Below are 16859 nucleotides of genomic sequence, written 5' to 3'. Positions count from 1 at the left end.
AATCCATTCCCAATTAAAATAAACGGTGCCCAAAAATAAGGATGCTCCAAACCATACTCTACTTTGGTAATTAAAGCAATTTGAGCTTGTCGGAGGGCTTCGGCTTTAGTAACGTTCCCCTGTTTTAAGACCTGATAAAATTTATTCATCAAGGCTTGGGTACCTTTGTCATTCACTTTCCACAGGGATGCGATCGCAGCATCCGCACCAGCATTTTGCATCAGATAACCAAAACCCAGGATTTCTTTGCCATCCCCCAATTCTCCCCCTAAGCCGGTCTGACAGGCACTGAGCACTACTAAATCTACATTGGGGAAATTCCATTGTTCCACCTCGTCAACGGTAACATGACTGCCATCACCAAACAGAATAAATGAATCTTGTTTAGTTTTCTCGAACACAGCGTGGGTGGCTAGATGCACAATGGAATAGTCATTCATCTGATAAATGGTATCCTCATGAAACTGTTTATCGATGAATAGCTTAGTGTTGGGAAAGGTTTCTGCCAGACCCTCAACTTCTGGTTTGGTAAACGCTAAGGCTGGAAATTCATGCTGTTTATCCCCGATCTCAATCCTATGCTCTTTGGTGACCGCTGCCGCAAACACGTCTAACTGTGGTGTCGGTTTATGGTCTAGGGATGTTAGGCTCAGAGCAGTAATCTGATTAACTCTCAACCGCTCAATTAACCATTGCTCGCCATCATACAAAGCCCCCAGGGGAATATAGCGCAATTTGCCATCAGGAGCATAAATAATAGTTTTGGCATTAGCTTTGGCTAAGTCAGCTTCAATCGGTTTAATTAGCCACTCGTACAGTTGCTCGACGTAAATTTTGTAATTATTGCTCCCATTGCCAACGGTTTGGCGGAAGTTGTCAATCGCTCTTTCCACGTTTTTTCGGTTTGCCTTAACCGTGCGGTGAATTGGGGGAGCATCAGGGGTGACTAGGACTAATTCCAAACGGTCATCTAATACTAGGGGATAGAACATAACCGCATCCTGTTCCAATTGCTGGAGTTGCTCTCGTAATCGTCGATCGTAATTCTTTAGGTCTAAGTTTTCTGCTTCTGTGGTTTCCCTCAATTTTGCCAAGGAAGCTTTTACCTCTGGACTCTTCAGGGAATCTTGAAAGTCTTTCCTGACCTGGGCTTGATTTTTCCTAAGTTGAATGATTCGCTGTTGCTGGGTTTGGGTGCGCTTATCCGTAACAATAGTTTCCAGTTCACTGAGTTCTTGATCCAGGGCAATAGCTTGGTCGATAATTGGTTGGATACCCTTGAGGATTTCCTGTTCTTCAGTCAGTTCTGTAATGCCATCAACGGTGTTATAATTCCCTAGCAGATTACTGAGGTAATCCTCCAACTCCTGGACTTTCAGTAAATCGAGCACCCGTAGGGCTTCTAACACTCGATCTTTTTGCAGCAGTAAATCAGCCAAGCGCCGATAGTCTTGGGCAAAAGTGTTGGTAAAGGATTGTTGTTGTTCAATGGGCAGAACTTTTAAGTCTTTGCGGATCCCTTCTCGGACATTAACCGATTGTTTAAAGAAGGTAATCGCTAATTCCGATTGGTTTTGGCTATCATACAACTTACCGATACCAGCCAGAATTTTCCCTTCCGTTAAGCGAGTGCCAAGGGTTCGGGAAAGGGCTAAGGCTTGTTGATAAGCTGCTAAAGCCTCGGGATAGTTTTCTAGGTTAGCGTAAACTATTCCGATATTGTACAAGGTAAAGCTAATCCCGGCTTTTACGCCAATTTTTTGATTAATCTCTAAGGCTTGTTGATGATAGTCATTGGCTTTAGTATACTCTCCCAGTTTTTCATAAACTATTCCGATAGTAGTCAGGGTGTTAGCTTTCTGTAGGCGATTACCAATTTGTTGGGAAATAGCCAAGGATTGCTGATAGAATTTGAGAGACTTGGGGTATTGTTTCTGTTTTTGGTAAACTGTTCCGATGTTAGTTAGGGTTACCCCAATCCCTTCCTTATCCCCAATTTTATTAAAAATGGCCTTAGCTTGGTTGAAGTAATCCAAGGCTTGGGGATAGTCCCCCAAATCCAGATAATTTACCCCGATAGCGTTATAGGTGGTGCCAATACCGGCCTGGTCACCAATGTCTTGACGAATTGCTAGGGCTTTTTGCTGATACTCTAGGGCTTTGGGATACTTTCCCCAGTCATCATAAACTATTCCGATGTTGCCCAGGGTAGTAGCTTCCCCTGAGGGATCACCTATTTCTTGTTGAATAGCTAGAGCTTGCTGGAAGTATTCATTAGCTCGGTCATACTCCCCTTGGTCACCATAAACTGTTCCGATATTGTTGAGAGTCGTGCCAACTCCCTGGTTGTCACCAATGTCTTGGCTAATTTCTAGAGATTGCTGATGATAGTTTAAGGCTTTGGTATAGTCTCCCCAGTTACTGTAAACTGTTCCTATGTTGTCTAGAGTAGTGGCTTGTAGGGAGCGTACGCCAATGTTTTGGGAAATAGCTAGAGATTGCTGGAAGTATTCTTGTGCTTGAGCATACTCACCCCGAGCATTGTAAACTCTCCCAATATTATTTAGGGTAGTACTTTCTCCTGAGCGATCCCCCAAGTCTTGACGAATCCCTAGAGATTGCTGGTAGTATTCACTAGCTTGGTCATACTCACCCTGATTATCGTAAACTGAGCCAATATTATTGAGGGTAGTACCTTCCCCTAAGCGCTCACCAATGTCTTGATAAATAACTAAAGCTTGCTGGTAGTAATCATTGGCTCGGTCATACTCACCCTGACTTTTGTAAACTGCCCCAATATTATTGAGGCTATTAGCTTCCCCTGAGCGCTCGCCAATGTCTTTACGAATGACTAGAGATTGCTGGAAGTATTCTTTTGCTTGAGCATACTTACCCCGAGCATAGTAAACTGCCCCAATATTATTTAGGGTAGTAGCTTCCCCTGAGCGCTCACCAATATCTTGGTGAATCACTAAAGCTTGCTGGTAGTATTCATTGGCTCGGTCATACTCACCCTGACTATCGTAAACTAACCCAATATTATTAAGGGTAGTACCTTCCCCTGAACGTTCGCTTAGGTCTTGATAAATAACTAAAGTTTGCTGGTAGTATTCTAAAGCTCGGTCATACTCACCCTTACTATGGTAAACTCCCCCAATATTATTGAGGGTAGTAGCTTTCTGAGAGCCTACACCAATGTCTTTATAAATCGCTAAAGCTTGCTGGTAGTATTCTAAAGCTCGGTCATACTCACCCTGACTTTTGTAAACTTCTCCAATATTATTAAGGGTAGTACCTTCCCCTGAGCGCTCGCTTAGGTCTTGGTGAATCACTAAAGCTTGCTGGTAGTATTCTAAAGCTCTGTCATACTTACCCTGACTATGGTAAACTGACCCAATATTATTGAGGTTAGGAGCAACACGTACACGAGCGAGATCGCCCAACTTTTGGTTAATGGCTAAAGCTTGCTGATAATAGTCTAGAGCTTGACTATACTTCCCTTGTTTTTCATATATCGAGCCAATGTTGTTGAGTTTAGTCGCAATTCCTATGGAGTCGTTTAAGCTTTTGCTAATGGCTAAGCCTTGCTGGTAGTAATCTAGGGCTTGCTTGTAATTTCCCCAATTACTGTAAACTAACCCAATATTATTGAAGAGGGTTCCAGTACTTTTTTTATCATTAATTTTTTTAGCAATAACCAAGCCTTGCTGGTAGTAATCTAGAGCTTGGTCATACTTTCCCTGAGATTCGTAAACTTGCCCAATAAAATTGAGAGCAGTTATTTCTTCAGAGCGGTCTTTGATTTGTCGGGCAAGGGCTAGGACTTGCTGATAAGAATCCCGGGCTTTCTCATAGTTTCCTTGTCTGATTTGAGCTAGTCCAAGCGCTCCCAGGATATTTACTTGATGGGAGTAATTTTTAATTTTTCGAAAAATAACTAAGGCTTGTTGATAGTAGTCTATGGCTTGGCCAGGCTTACCCCATGCATAATAAGCTTGCCCAATCCCCCAAAGATTTGCACCTTTTCCCGTAGGATTTTCAATTTTTTTGGAAATAGCTAAGGCTCGTTGGTAATAGTTTATGGTTTGCTGATACTTTCCCTGTTTGTAGTAAACTTGTCCAATATTAACAAGGGTTTTCCATTCCTGAAGTTGATTCTTCAGTTCTCTGTGAATAGCTAAAGCTTGCTGATAATAGTTTATGGCTTGGTCATACTGTTCCTGTTTATAGTAAACTAAGCCAATATTATTGAGCACAATCCCTTCCAGCTTACGTTTACCCAATTCTCGCCGAATCGCTAAGGATTGCTGGTAAACCTCTAGGGCTTTGAGATACTCTCCTTTCTGGTTGTAAATCCCTCCAATCACAAACAGGATATCCTGTTCTAATCCCCGACTACCGCTTGCTTTAGTAATGGCTAACCCAAGCTCCAGGGTTTCTAGCCCTTTATCCAATTCCCCTTGAGCGGTATAGAGTGCTCCCTTCAAGGTCAGGGCTGCACCTTCTCCTAATCCATAACCCTCTTCTCGACTCAAAGCATGAGCTTGCTCCACAAATTCCCAAGCTTGGTTCAATTTCCCTGACCTGATGTAAGCTGAGCTGAATACAATCAAAGTTTCCGCTTGATAGTAGCGTGCTAAAATGCGTACGCTTTTCTCAGTCTTAGCTACTTCTTTGATAATACTCAAACCTTGCTGTAACCTATCTAACGCTTTGTCATACTCTCCTTGGGAGGAGTAAACTGAGCCAAGATTAACCAGTGCATAACCAATCCCAAGCTGATTACCTACTTCTTGGTTAATGCTTAGAGCTTGCTCCAACAACTCTAGAGCTTTAGCATAGTCTTCCTGACTTGAATAAACTGTTCCGATATGGGTCAAGGTTTCCCCTTCACCCTTACGGTCTCCATTACCTTGCTGAATTTTCAGAGCTTCTTGCAATACTTCCAGAGCTTTGCTTTGTTGAGATAAGAGATTGTAAACCTGTCCAAGGCCATTAAGAGCTTGAGCAACACCTGTAGAGTTTCCCAATTCCCGATAAATCGTCAATAGTTGTTGATAACTCTCCTTGGCTTGAGGCAACTGACCTTTAACAAACTCTGACCTTGCCCGATCGAATAACTGTTCCGCTTGAGTGGCTTGGTCTGGATTGGTTTGTGCCACTGCTGGAGCAACTCCCAGATTTTCTGGAGCTAAGATCGGTGAGAGCAGACACAGTAAGGTAGCACTAGCGAGCTTGAGACAGAATACAGGAATAGTAGAGTAAGTACCCATCGAAAAATCAGCCACTTGGTAGTTTCTTACTATATATCCTTAGGTGGTGGCAGTTTTATGCGAATTGTAGAAGTTTTAAATTGGGTGAGGGAGTAGGGAGTAGGTTGAAGGTTAGCAGGTTGAAGGTTGAACGCGATCGCGTTCAACCAAATAACCTCCTAACCTTGGCCTATTGGCCACGCGATCGCGAACAACCAAATAACCTTCAACCTGTTAACCTTGGCCTATTGGCCACGCGATCGCGTTCAACCTTCTAACCCTACAATCCATTCCCAATTAAAATAAACGGTGCCCAAAAATAAGGATGCTCCAAACCATACTCTACTTTGGTAATTAAAGCAATTTGAGCTTGTCGGAGGGCTTCGGCTTTAGTAACGTTCCCCTGTTTTAAGACCTGATAAAATTTATTCATCAAGGCTTGGGTACCTTTGTCATTCACTTTCCACAGGGATGCGATCGCAGCATCCGCACCAGCATTTTGCATCAGATAACCAAAACCCAGGATTTCTTTGCCATCCCCCAATTCTCCCCCTAAGCCGGTCTGACAGGCACTGAGCACTACTAAATCTACATTGGGGAAATTCCATTGTTCCACCTCGTCAACGGTAACATGACTGCCATCACCAAACAGAATAAATGAATCTTGTTTAGTTTTCTCGAACACAGCGTGGGTGGCTAGATGCACAATGGAATAGTCATTCATCTGATAAATGGTATCCTCATGAAACTGTTTATCGATGAATAGCTTAGTGTTGGGAAAGGTTTCTGCCAGACCCTCAACTTCTGGTTTGGTAAACGCTAAGGCTGGAAATTCATGCTGTTTATCCCCGATCTCAATCCTATGCTCTTTGGTGACCGCTGCCGCAAACACGTCTAACTGTGGTGTCGGTTTATGGTCTAGGGATGTTAGGCTCAGAGCAGTAATCTGATTAACTCTCAACCGCTCAATTAACCATTGCTCGCCATCATACAAAGCCCCCAGGGGAATATAGCGCAATTTGCCATCAGGAGCATAAATAATAGTTTTGGCATTAGCTTTGGCTAAGTCAGCTTCAATCGGTTTAATTAGCCACTCGTACAGTTGCTCGACGTAAATTTTGTAATTATTGCTCCCATTGCCAACGGTTTGGCGGAAGTTGTCAATCGCTCTTTCCACGTTTTTTCGGTTTGCCTTAACCGTGCGGTGAATTGGGGGAGCATCAGGGGTGACTAGGACTAATTCCAAACGGTCATCTAATACTAGGGGATAGAACATAACCGCATCCTGTTCCAATTGCTGGAGTTGCTCTCGTAATCGTCGATCGTAATTCTTTAGGTCTAAGTTTTCTGCTTCTGTGGTTTCCCTCAATTTTGCCAAGGAAGCTTTTACCTCTGGACTCTTCAGGGAATCTTGAAAGTCTTTCCTGACCTGGGCTTGATTTTTCCTAAGTTGAATGATTCGCTGTTGCTGGGTTTGGGTGCGCTTATCCGTAACAATAGTTTCCAGTTCACTGAGTTCTTGATCCAGGGCAATAGCTTGGTCGATAATTGGTTGGATACCCTTGAGGATTTCCTGTTCTTCAGTCAGTTCTGTAATGCCATCAACGGTGTTATAATTCCCTAGCAGATTACTGAGGTAATCCTCCAACTCCTGGACTTTCAGTAAATCGAGCACCCGTAGGGCTTCTAACACTCGATCTTTTTGCAGCAGTAAATCAGCCAAGCGCCGATAGTCTTGGGCAAAAGTGTTGGTAAAGGATTGTTGTTGTTCAATGGGCAGAACTTTTAAGTCTTTGCGGATCCCTTCTCGGACATTAACCGATTGTTTAAAGAAGGTAATCGCTAATTCCGATTGGTTTTGGCTATCATACAACTTACCGATACCAGCCAGAATTTTCCCTTCCGTTAAGCGAGTGCCAAGGGTTCGGGAAAGGGCTAAGGCTTGTTGATAAGCTGCTAAAGCCTGGGGATAGTTTCCTAGACTAGTGTAAACTATTCCCATATGGTACAAGGTAGAGCTAATCCCAGATTTTACCCCAATTGTTTGATTAATCCCTAAGGCTTGTTGATGATAGTCTAGAGCTTTAGTATACTCTCCCCGTTTTCCATAAACTCTTCCGATAGTAGTCAGGGTCTGAGCTTCATATAGGCGATGACCAATCTGTTGAGAAATAGCCAAGGATTGCTGATAGAATTGGAGAGACTTGGGATATTGTTTTTGTTTTTGGTAAACTTCTCCGATTTTAGTTAGGGTTTGCACAATCCCTTCCTTAGCCCCAATTTTGGTAAAAATGGCATTAGCTTGGTTGAAGTAGTCCAAGGCTTGGGGATAATCTCCCAAATCCAGATAATTTCCGCCCATATAGTTATAGATCCAGCCCATACCAGCCTGGTCACCAATGTCTTGACGAATGGCTAGGGCTTTTTGATTATATTCTAAGGCTTTGGGATACTTTCCCCAGTAACTGTAAACTGTTCCGATGTTGCCTAGGGTAGCAGCTTCTGCATAACGTACGCCTATCTCTTGTTGAATAGCCAAGCTTTGCTGATAATAGTCTAGAGCTTGGCTATACTCCCCTTGGTAACTATAAACTGTTCCGATGTTGTTAAGAGTCAGGCCAACTCCCCCCTTGTCACCAATGTCTTGCCTAATTCCTAGAGATTGCTGATCATACTTTAAGGCTTTGGCATAGTCTCCCCAGCTACTGTAAACTGTTCCGATGTTGCCTAGAGTAATGGCTTGTAGGGAGCGTACGCCAATGTCTTGGGAAATAGTTAGAGATTGCTGGTAGTATTTTTTGGCTTGAGCATACTCACCCTGACTATTGTAAACTGAACCAATATTATTGAGGGTAGTAGCTTCCCCTGAGCGCTCCCCCAAGTCTTGATGAATCCCTAGAGATTGCTGGAAGTATTCATTGGCTCGGTCATACTCACCCTGATGAGAGTAAACCTGCCCAATATTATTGAGGGTAGTACCTTCCACTGAGCGATCCCCAATTTCTTGAGAAATAGCTAGAGATTGCTGGAAGTATTCATTGGCTCGGTCATACTCACCCTGACTATGGTAAACATTCCCAATATTATTGAGGGTAGTACCTTCCCCTGAGCGATCCCCAATTTCTTGAGAAATAGCTAGAGATTGCTGGAAGTATTCATTGGCTCGGTCATACTCACCCTGACTATCGTAAACATTCCCAATATTATTGAGGGTAGTAGCTTCCCCTGAGCGATAACCTATGTCTTTAGAAATAGCTAAAGCTTGCTGGTAGTATTCTTTGGCTCGGTCATACTCACCCTGACGAGAGTAAACCTGCCCAATATTATTGAAATTAGTAGCAACACGATCACGACCGTGATCGCCCAACTCTTGGTTAATGGCTAAAGCTTGCTGATAATAGTCTAGAGCTTGACTATACTTCCCGTATTCGTCATATATCCAGCCAATGTTGTTGAGTATAGTCGCAATTTTGATGGAATCGTTTAAACTTTTGCTAATAGTTAAGATTTGCTGGTAGTAATCTAGGGCTTGGCTGTACTTTCCCCAATTGCTGTAAACTCCCCCAATATTATTGAGGAGGTATACAGTAATGTTCTGGTCATTAATTTCTTTGGCAATGGTCAAGGCTTGCTGGTAGTAATTTAGGGCTTGATCATACTTTCTCTGAGAGTCGTAAATTTGCCCAATAAAATTGAGAGCGATTATTTCTTGAGAAGGCTCTTTGATTTGTCGGGCAATGGCAAGGAGTTGCTGATAAGACTTTAGGGCTTGGTCATATTTACCTTGGCTGATTTGAGCTCGTCCAAGCCCTCCCAGGATAGATGCTTCAATCGAGGTATTGTTAAGTTTGCGGTAAATTTCTAAGGCTTGTTGGTAATAGTCTATGGCTTGGTCAAGCTTACCCAATTCATGATAAGCTAGCCCAATTCCCCAAAGACTTAGACCTTCGGTCGTAGGATTTTCAAGTTTTTGGGAAATGGCTAAGGCTTGTTGGGAATAGTCAATGGCTTGCTGATAGTTTCCCTGTTGGTTGTACATCTGGCCAATAAGAACCAGGGAAGTACTTTCCCCAGTCTGATTCTTAAGTTGGCGTTGAATAGCTAAAGCTTTTTTATAATAATCAATGGCTTGATCATACTGTTGTTGCTTTTCGTAAAGTGTAGCAATATTACCAAGGGTGGTGCTTTCATCAGCCTGATTCTTAACTTCCCGATGAATAGCTAACGCTTGCTGATAATAGTTGAGGGCTTGGTCATATTGTTGCTGTTTATCGTAAACCAGGCCAATAGTATTGAGCGCAATTCCTTCCAGCTTACGCTTACCCAATTCTTTCCGAATTGCTAGGGATTGCTGGTAATAGTCTATAGCTTTGACATACTCCCCTTTCTGGTTGTAAATCCCTCCCATCAAAAATAAAATATTCTGTTCTAATCCCCGACTCCCAGTTGGTTTAGTAATCGCTAACCCAAGCTCCAGGGTTTCCAGCCCTTTATCCAATTCCCCTTGAGCGGTATAGAGTGCTCCCTTCAAGGTCAGGGCTAAACCTTCTCCTAATCGATAACCTTCTTCTCGACTCAGGCCATGAGCTTGCTCCACAAACTCCCAAGCTTGGTATAATTTCCCTGACCTGATATAAGCTGAGCTGAATACAATCAGAGTTTGCGCTTGATAGTAGCGTGGGAGAATGCGATCGCTTTTCTCAGTCTTAGCTACTTCTTTGATAATACTCAAACCTTGCTCTAACCTATCAAAGGCTTTGTCATACTCTCCTTGGGAAGAGTAAACTGAGCCAAGATTAACCAGAGCATAACCAATCCCAAGCTGATTACCTACTTCTTGGTTAATGGTTAGGGCTTGCTCCAACAATTCCAGAGCCTTAGGATACTCTTCGAGATCCGAATAAACTGTTCCGATATGGGTCAGGGTTTCCCCTTCTCCCTTACGGTCTGCGAGACCTTGACGGATTTTCAGAGCTTGCTGCAATACTTCCAGAGCTTTGCTTTGTTGAGATAATAGATTGTAAACTTGTCCAAGGCCATTAAGAGCTTTAGCTTTACCGGAAGAGTTTCCCAATTCCCGATAAATCGTCAATAGTTGTTGATAACTATCCTTGGCTTGAGGCAACTGACCTTTAACAAACTCTGACCTTGCCCTATCCAATAACTGCTCCGCTTGAGTGGCTTGGTCTGGAGTGGTTTGTGCCACTGCTGGAGCAACTCCCAGATTTTCTGGAGCTAAGATCGGTGAGAGCAGGCACAGTAAGGTAGCACTAGCTAGCTTGAGACAGAATACAGGAATAGTAGAGTAAGTACCCATGGAAAAATCAGCCACTTGGTAGTTTCTTACTATATATCCTTAGGTGGTAGTACTTTTATGCGAATTTTACTATGGAGCGCTCACTAAGCTATGCAGATATTCTGAAAAAAACCCTGCAAGAGGCAACTCGTGCCCAACCTCGCTTACAAGCAATTAAGCTTTATCCTGTTTGCGATCGCGATTCCGGTCATTTTCTGATTCTGGCTACAGGCTGGGATAAGCAACGCTGGATCAACTCCATTCTGTTTCATGCTCGCTTAGTCGATAGCCAAGTCATGATTGAAGAAGATAACTTCGAGGAAGGGTTAACCTCTGCACTTATTGCCGCAGGTATCCCAGTAGAAGATATTATTCTTCAATGGGTTTCAATCCCTGCACCTACTCCCCAGACCTCCTGAACCTCTGATGACAACCCCACAAGCTATTGACTGGAATTCCTTAGCCTCGGAACTTACCGGAATAGAAATTATTGATGACCCGACCAAAGTTGCTAAATTATCCCTAGACTACTACCACTTCAGTCCCGTACTGGAATCCCAGCTTAAGGATAAACGAGGGAATATCGTAGTTCGTCCCACTACGGTGGCGGAAGTCCTGGAAATAGCTAGGGTTTGCGTTAAGTACAAAGCTCCCCTAACCGTAAGAGGCTCAGGCACTGGTAATTATGGTCAGTGTATCCCCCTCAACGGTGGTCTGATTCTCGATACTACCCGCATGAATCAGATTAACTGGATTAAACCGGGTTTAGCCTCTGTTCAGCCAGGGGTAAAGCTAGCCGCCTTTGACAAAGAAGCTCATAAAATTGGCTGGGAATTGCGCATGGCTCCCTCTACCTATCGCACTGCTACTATTGGTGGGTTTATTGGTGGCGGCAGTGGCGGCATTGGTTCCATTACTTATGGAGTATTACGCGATCGCGGAAATCTTCATGCTGTCCAAGTCGTCACCCTGGAAGACCAGCCCCGTGTGATCGAATTACGGTCCGATCAGGTGCAGAAGGTGAATCACGCCTATGGCACTAACGGCATTATCACCGAATTAGAAATACCCCTAGGGCCAGTCTATCCTTGGGCTGAAGTCATTGTAGTCTTTGATGACTTTATGACTGCGGCGAGATTTGGTCAAGCCTTAGGTGATGCGGATGGCTTGATTAAAAAACTGATTAGCATTCACGCTTGGCCAATTCCATCCTACTTTGCCGCTCTCAGCAACACCCTTCCGGAAGCTAAGCACTGTGCCTTGCTGATGATAGCGGAATCTTCCCTAGAGCCATTCCAGGATTTAGTTCGGGAGTATGGTGGAGAGGTCACTTACCAGAAGACTGCCCAAGAAGCCAGTAAGGGAGTCAGCCTAGCAGAGTTCACCTGGAACCATACCACCTTACACGCCCGTAGTGTTGATCCCAGCCTCACTTATTTACAAACCTCATTTGTGAATCTGGAACAGGTGGAGTATTTTTATCACCACTTTGGGGATGAAGTGATCATGCATTTAGAATTTATGCGAGTGGCAGGAAAACTGATACCAGTGGGACTACAAATCGTTCGGTATAGTTCCGAAGAGCGTTTGAATGAGATTATTCGCTATCACGAAGACTATGGCGCTATGATTTCTAATCCCCACACTTACATCTTAGAAGATGGGGGTATGAAAACCGTTGATATGGAACAGTTGCGGTTTAAGGAAATAGTTGATCCCTATGGATTGATGAATCCCGGTAAAATGCGAGCCTGGGAGCATCGGTAGAGTAAGGAGTGTGGGAAGTGTGGGGATAAGCAGTCAGCAGTCAGCAGTCAGCAGTCAGCAGTCAGCGGTCAGCGGTTAGCCGTCAGCGGTCAGCCGTCAGCTTATTTTATTCAAAAGCTGTTCCGGTAGCGTGGCCATAGGCCAATGGCTGTTCCCGTAGCGCATAGGCTGATAGCTGTTGGCGTAGCCTGCGCGTAGCGCATATGCTTACCTGTGGATAGTGAAATAAATATGGACACAACTGGACTCGAACCAGTGACCCCCACGATGTCAACGTGGTGCTCTAACCAACTGAGCTATGCGTCCAAACCATTCATTATGATAGCACATATTTAGAATATAGCAATTCTCAGGAACGTTTGAGGGAAATTGCCTATTGCCTATTGCTAGCATGCCTATTGCCTATTGCCTTTCCTTCAAATTCTTTTGAAGGAGGACATGAGGGATGAGTTCTGCTAAAATGTCCTGGTCGTTCAGCCTTTACCAACATCTTTATCTTTGAGTCAACCAATAGAAACCGCCAGTATCGATACATTAGCCAAGGAACTCGCAGCCATACAGCAAACTGGTTCTAAGCGAATTGCCTTGTTGGGGTCACGTCACGTTCCTATCACCCATCAGAATCTAATTGAGATGATGAGCTATGCCTTAGTGCAAGCGGGTAATCGTCTGATTACCTCTGGTGCCACTGGAACCAACTTAGCTGCCATTCGAGGTGCTATGCGAGCCGATCCCTCCTTGCTAACGGTAATTTTGCCCCAAAGTCTTCAGCGACAGCCACTGGAATCCCGAAAATACTTGGAGAAGGTAATGCATTTGGTGGAAAACCCCCAAAATGATACCTTGTCTCTCGCTGAAGCTAGTGCCTTGTGTAATGCCGAAATTGTTGCGAGGTGTCAGCAGTTAATTTGTTTCGCATTCCATGATAGCCGTACCCTCCTCAACACCTGTAAGGAGGCGGAACAGCAAAACAAGGTTGTTACTCTGTTCTATTTTGATTAGTTGTGATTAATTGTGATTAATTTTGATTAGTGTGAGCTAGACTATGCATCTATCCGGTTCGGGAATTTTACTTTACTGTATTGTGGGGGCAACGGTTTTAATCTATCTACCATTTCTGGTAGTTGGCTACAGCCGTTTCAAACTAGGCTATGACCAAAGTGCTCCTCGCGCCATGTTTGATCAGCTACCGCCCTATGCCCAACGAGCGACTTGGGCACATCAGAACTCCTTTGAAACCTTTATTATATTTAGCGCCGCCGCTTTGATGGCCTATGTCACTGGTCAGAATTCAACTCTCGCCATCGGGTGTGCGATCGCATTTGTAATTGCCCGAGTCTTCTACTCGGTGTTTTACATTCTCGATATTCCCTTGGGGCGATCGCTTATGTTTGCCATCGGCTCTCTTTCCAGTGGTACTCTGTTTGTTCTGAGTCTAAGCAGCGTCAGTGGCTAGACGAGATCAAGTCCACTTGCTTCGGGCCTTGATAGTTTTAGTTATTGGTCATTTGTCTTGAGAGCCACCAGGTTGAGCCACCTCCCCAAGACTATGGGCTTATCCAATACTGATGCTACCGGGCTTGATATCAATAGGTTTAAAAATTTTGTATAGGGTGCAACAAATTCCCATTTTGGTTTTAAGCTGTTAGCTAAACCGCGAGAAGCCCCGCACTTTACCTTCATTGGGTAAGTGTCGTATGGAAAGCGCGGGGCAAGGGTCGGAACGTAGCTTGCCAATGGGATATACTAGGGACAGTAGGGAAAACAAATTAAGAGCTAACCGCCACCTACTAGCTAAAAATAGAACGAGTTGTATTGTTCCGGCGCGGAGGGGCATCCCGTGTCGTTAATAAAGCTTACCGAGTAACCGAATCGTTGGATGGTGTTGGTAAGAAGCCCGCGCTGTACCGTGCTTGTCAGCGTCGGGAGTATGTCACGTAGTGAGCCACCATTGCTCACGGCCTACCGCTGACCGTTATTAATTATGGCTAGTACTTATTCTTTTGATATTGTTAGTGATTTTGATCGACAAGAGTTGGTCAATGCTGTGGATCAAACTATTCGTGAAATCAAAAGTCGTTACGACCTCAAAGATACTAAAACCACTGTCGAATTAGGAGAAGAATCTATCACCATCAATACTGATAGTGAATTTACCCTAGATGCTGTGCATACTGTTCTTCGTACCAAAGCTGCGAAACGGGAACTTTCGCAAAAAATCTTCGACTATGGTAAAATAGAATCAGCTAGTGGTAATCGTGTTCGCCAAGAAATCACGCTAAAAAAAGGCATCAGCCAAGAATATAGTAAAAAAATCACCAAATTGATTCGAGATGAATTTAAAAAAGTACAAGCCTCGATTCAAGGTGATTCAGTTAGAGTAACTAGCAAATCTAAGGATGACTTACAAAATATCATCCAGCGGTTGAAGCAAGAAGATTTGCCGATTGCTTTGCAATTTACTAACTATCGATAAGTAAGTTATCAGCTATCAGCCGTCAGCCGTCAGCCGTCAGCCGTCAGCCGTCAGCCGTCAGTCGTCAGCCGTCAGTCGTCAGCCTTCAGCTTATTTTATTCAAAAGCAAATCAAGTAGCGTGGCACAGGCTTCGACGCTGGGACCCATAAGCTGAATGCTGATAGCTGAATGCTGATAGCTGAATGCTGATAGCTGAATGCTGATAGCTGAATGCTGATAGCTGAATGCTGATAGCTGAATGCTGATAGCTGAATGCTGATAGCTGAATGCTGATAGCTGATAACTGATAGCTGATAGCTAAATGCTTACACTCTAGACTACTATGGCTTGATACCAGAAATGACTTCCTTAGCTGCTGCTAATGTGCGGTCAATATCCTCCTCGGTGTGAGCTAGGGAAGTAAATCCTGCTTCAAATTGTGAGGGGGCTAGGTAGATCCCACGCTCTAACATGCCACGATGGAAAGGAGTGAATTTGGATAAATCAGAGGTTTTGGCATCATCGAAATTGTGAACAGGAACACCAGTAAAGAACATGCCAAACATAGCGCTGATGTACCCACCAGTAGTTGCATGACCGCTATCTTTAGCAATTTGCAGCAATCCCTCGGAGAGCTTTTTAGTAATAGTCTCTAGCTGTTCATAGGTACCCGGTTTTTTCAGTAACTCCAGGGTTTTAATGCCTGCTGTCATGGCTAAAGGATTCCCAGACAGGGTTCCGGCTTGATACATTGGCCCAGCTGGTGCCACCATGGACATGATATCCTTTCGTCCGCCATAGGCTCCCACGGGCAAACCACCACCGATAATTTTACCTAGGGTAGTCAAGTCAGGAGTGATGCCAAATTTCTCCTGAGCACCACCGTAGGCAATCCGGAAGCCAGTCATCACTTCATCAAACACCAGTAGAGCGCCATGGTTTTGAGTCACTTCCCGCAAGCCTTCAAGAAAACCAGGTACAGGAGTGATGAAACCAGAATTCCCCACCACAGGTTCTAGGATGACCCCAGCAATCTCATTGGGATATTGCTCAAATAAAGCTTTAACTTCGTCCAGGTCATTATAGGTAGCAGTTAAGGTATTAGCAGTGGCAGACTTAGGAACACCAGGGGAATCGGGTAAACCTAGAGTAGCCACTCCAGAACCAGCTTGTACCAGCAGCATATCGGCGTGACCATGGTAGCAGCCAGAAAATTTGATAATTTTGTCCCGTCCTGTGAAGGCACGCATCAGGCGCAGCACGGCCATACAGGCTTCGGTCCCAGAATTAACAAACCGCACCATTTCAATACTAGGAACAGCGTCAATCACCATTTGTGCTAGCACGTTTTCTAGGGCCGAGGGAGCTCCAAAACTGGTACCCTTATCTAGAGCCTGGTGCAATGCCCCAATAACTTCCGGATGAGCATGACCGCAAATGGCTGGTCCCCAGGTACCTACATAGTCAATGTACTGGTTGCCATCTACATCCCAGATGTATGCTCCTTTAACTTGGTCAAATACAATCGGTTCTCCGCCTACTGATTTAAAGGCTCTGACTGGGGAGCTGACCCCTCCTGGCATTAGCTCCTGGGCGGCGCTGAAAATTTCTTGTGATTTAGTGGTTTTAAACGAGGTAGTGCTAACCAAAATAGTCTCCTAATATTAATAGTGTACGAGTTAGTTGAAAATAAGGGAAAAGGCGATCACCCCATTACCCCCCTTAAACAGGGCAATAGGTAACTTCGGCCAAAGTGCGCTTTCCAATGGGCGAGTAAATCGCCCTTGGGTCGCACTTCAGGGAACTTCGGCTTAGGGGCAATACTGGACAAGAGATTATTATCCTATGGAGACTGATCCGTTTTGAATTTGTAAAGAAAGAATGCAGATTTACTGATCAATATTTACTGATCAATACTGATCAATTGGATATCAGGGGTGGTATCTTGTAGGGTGTATCTCATTAAAGCTGTTTGACCCGCTGGGTGTTTCCATCCGTTGCCTAAAACTATGTCAGCATCTGAACCGACTTCCATTAGCCAAGCTATCCCAGTTGACCAAGTTCGCTACAACGATCAAGGACTAGTGC

10 protein-coding genes and 1 tRNA gene are annotated in these 16859 nt (G+C 44.2%); 7 read left to right on the top strand and 4 right to left on the bottom strand.

Going from position 1 to position 16859, the window contains the following annotated elements:
- Positions 1-5273, bottom strand: a 5273-nt coding sequence (locus F6K37_RS12350; protein ID WP_502887740.1) for a tetratricopeptide repeat protein, incomplete at its 3' end; no start/stop codon positions are given.
- An 80-nt stretch (positions 5274-5353) separates the two neighbouring features.
- On the opposite strand from F6K37_RS12350, the gene F6K37_RS12345 reads away from it, so the two are divergent.
- Positions 5354-5530, top strand: coding sequence for a hypothetical protein (locus F6K37_RS12345; protein WP_158026654.1), 177 nt, complete (start codon positions 5354-5356; stop codon positions 5528-5530).
- A gap of 2 nt (positions 5531-5532) precedes the next feature.
- Here F6K37_RS12345 and F6K37_RS12340 read toward each other — a convergent pair whose 3' ends face one another.
- Positions 5533-10569, bottom strand: a complete 5037-nt coding sequence (locus F6K37_RS12340) for a tetratricopeptide repeat protein (protein WP_502887739.1) — start codon at positions 10567-10569, stop codon at positions 5533-5535.
- Positions 10570-10640: 71 nt separating this feature from the next.
- Between F6K37_RS12340 and F6K37_RS12335 the strand changes: the two genes are divergently transcribed.
- Positions 10641-10967 carry an element excision factor XisI family protein gene (locus F6K37_RS12335; protein WP_287250450.1) on the top strand — a complete coding sequence of 109 codons (327 nt, stop codon included), beginning with the start codon at positions 10641-10643 and terminating at the stop codon, positions 10965-10967.
- A gap of 7 nt (positions 10968-10974) precedes the next feature.
- Positions 10975-12315, top strand: coding sequence for an FAD-binding oxidoreductase (locus tag F6K37_RS12330; protein ID WP_287250448.1), 1341 nt, complete (start codon positions 10975-10977; stop codon positions 12313-12315).
- Between the two features lie 232 nt (positions 12316-12547).
- Here F6K37_RS12330 and F6K37_RS12325 read toward each other — a convergent pair.
- Positions 12548-12621, bottom strand: a tRNA-Val gene (locus F6K37_RS12325).
- Between the two features lie 192 nt (positions 12622-12813).
- Here F6K37_RS12325 and F6K37_RS12320 point away from each other — a divergent pair.
- The 4 genes from F6K37_RS12320 to F6K37_RS12305 all read left to right on the top strand — a co-directional run bounded on the left by F6K37_RS12320 (position 12814) and on the right by F6K37_RS12305 (position 14791).
- Positions 12814-13317 carry a DNA-processing protein DprA gene (locus F6K37_RS12320; RefSeq protein WP_008180076.1) on the top strand — a complete coding sequence of 168 codons (504 nt, stop codon included), beginning with the start codon at positions 12814-12816 and terminating at the stop codon, positions 13315-13317.
- A 43-nt stretch (positions 13318-13360) separates the two neighbouring features.
- Positions 13361-13771 carry an MAPEG family protein gene (locus F6K37_RS12315; protein WP_070394644.1) on the top strand — a complete coding sequence of 137 codons (411 nt, stop codon included), beginning with the start codon at positions 13361-13363 and terminating at the stop codon, positions 13769-13771.
- A 359-nt stretch (positions 13772-14130) separates the two neighbouring features.
- Complete coding sequence (locus tag F6K37_RS12310; RefSeq protein WP_267876366.1) at positions 14131-14256, top strand: hypothetical protein; 126 nt, start codon at positions 14131-14133, stop codon at positions 14254-14256.
- A gap of 43 nt (positions 14257-14299) precedes the next feature.
- Positions 14300-14791, top strand: a complete 492-nt coding sequence (locus tag F6K37_RS12305; RefSeq protein ID WP_008180068.1) for a YajQ family cyclic di-GMP-binding protein — start codon at positions 14300-14302, stop codon at positions 14789-14791.
- Between the two features lie 321 nt (positions 14792-15112).
- On the opposite strand, the gene hemL is transcribed toward F6K37_RS12305, so the two are convergent.
- The gene (gene hemL / locus F6K37_RS12300; RefSeq protein ID WP_008180065.1) at positions 15113-16420 is read right to left on the bottom strand and encodes a glutamate-1-semialdehyde 2,1-aminomutase; all 1308 of its coding nucleotides are present in this window, start codon (positions 16418-16420) and stop codon (positions 15113-15115) included.
- Between the last annotated feature and the right edge of the window lie 439 nt (positions 16421-16859).

It is taken from the genome of Moorena sp. SIO4E2 (assembly GCF_010671945.1).
Lineage (GTDB): Bacteria > Cyanobacteriota > Cyanobacteriia > Cyanobacteriales > Coleofasciculaceae > Moorena > Moorena producens.
The sequence above is the reverse complement of the archived record's forward strand: the minus strand, read 5'-3'. Positions and strand labels throughout refer to the sequence as shown.

Bases quoted from the DNA above. Each gene is read 5' to 3' on its own strand.
- F6K37_RS12340 (WP_502887739.1), bottom strand. From the start codon at position 10,569: ATGGGTACTTACTCTACTATTCCTGTATTCTGTCTCAAGCTAGCTAGT.
- F6K37_RS12335 (WP_287250450.1), top strand. From the start codon at position 10,641: ATGGAGCGCTCACTAAGCTATGCAGATATTCTGAAAAAAACCCTGCAA.
- F6K37_RS12330 (WP_287250448.1), top strand. From the start codon at position 10,975: ATGACAACCCCACAAGCTATTGACTGGAATTCCTTAGCCTCGGAACTT.
- F6K37_RS12315 (WP_070394644.1), top strand. From the start codon at position 13,361: ATGCATCTATCCGGTTCGGGAATTTTACTTTACTGTATTGTGGGGGCA.
- F6K37_RS12305 (WP_008180068.1), top strand. From the start codon at position 14,300: ATGGCTAGTACTTATTCTTTTGATATTGTTAGTGATTTTGATCGACAA.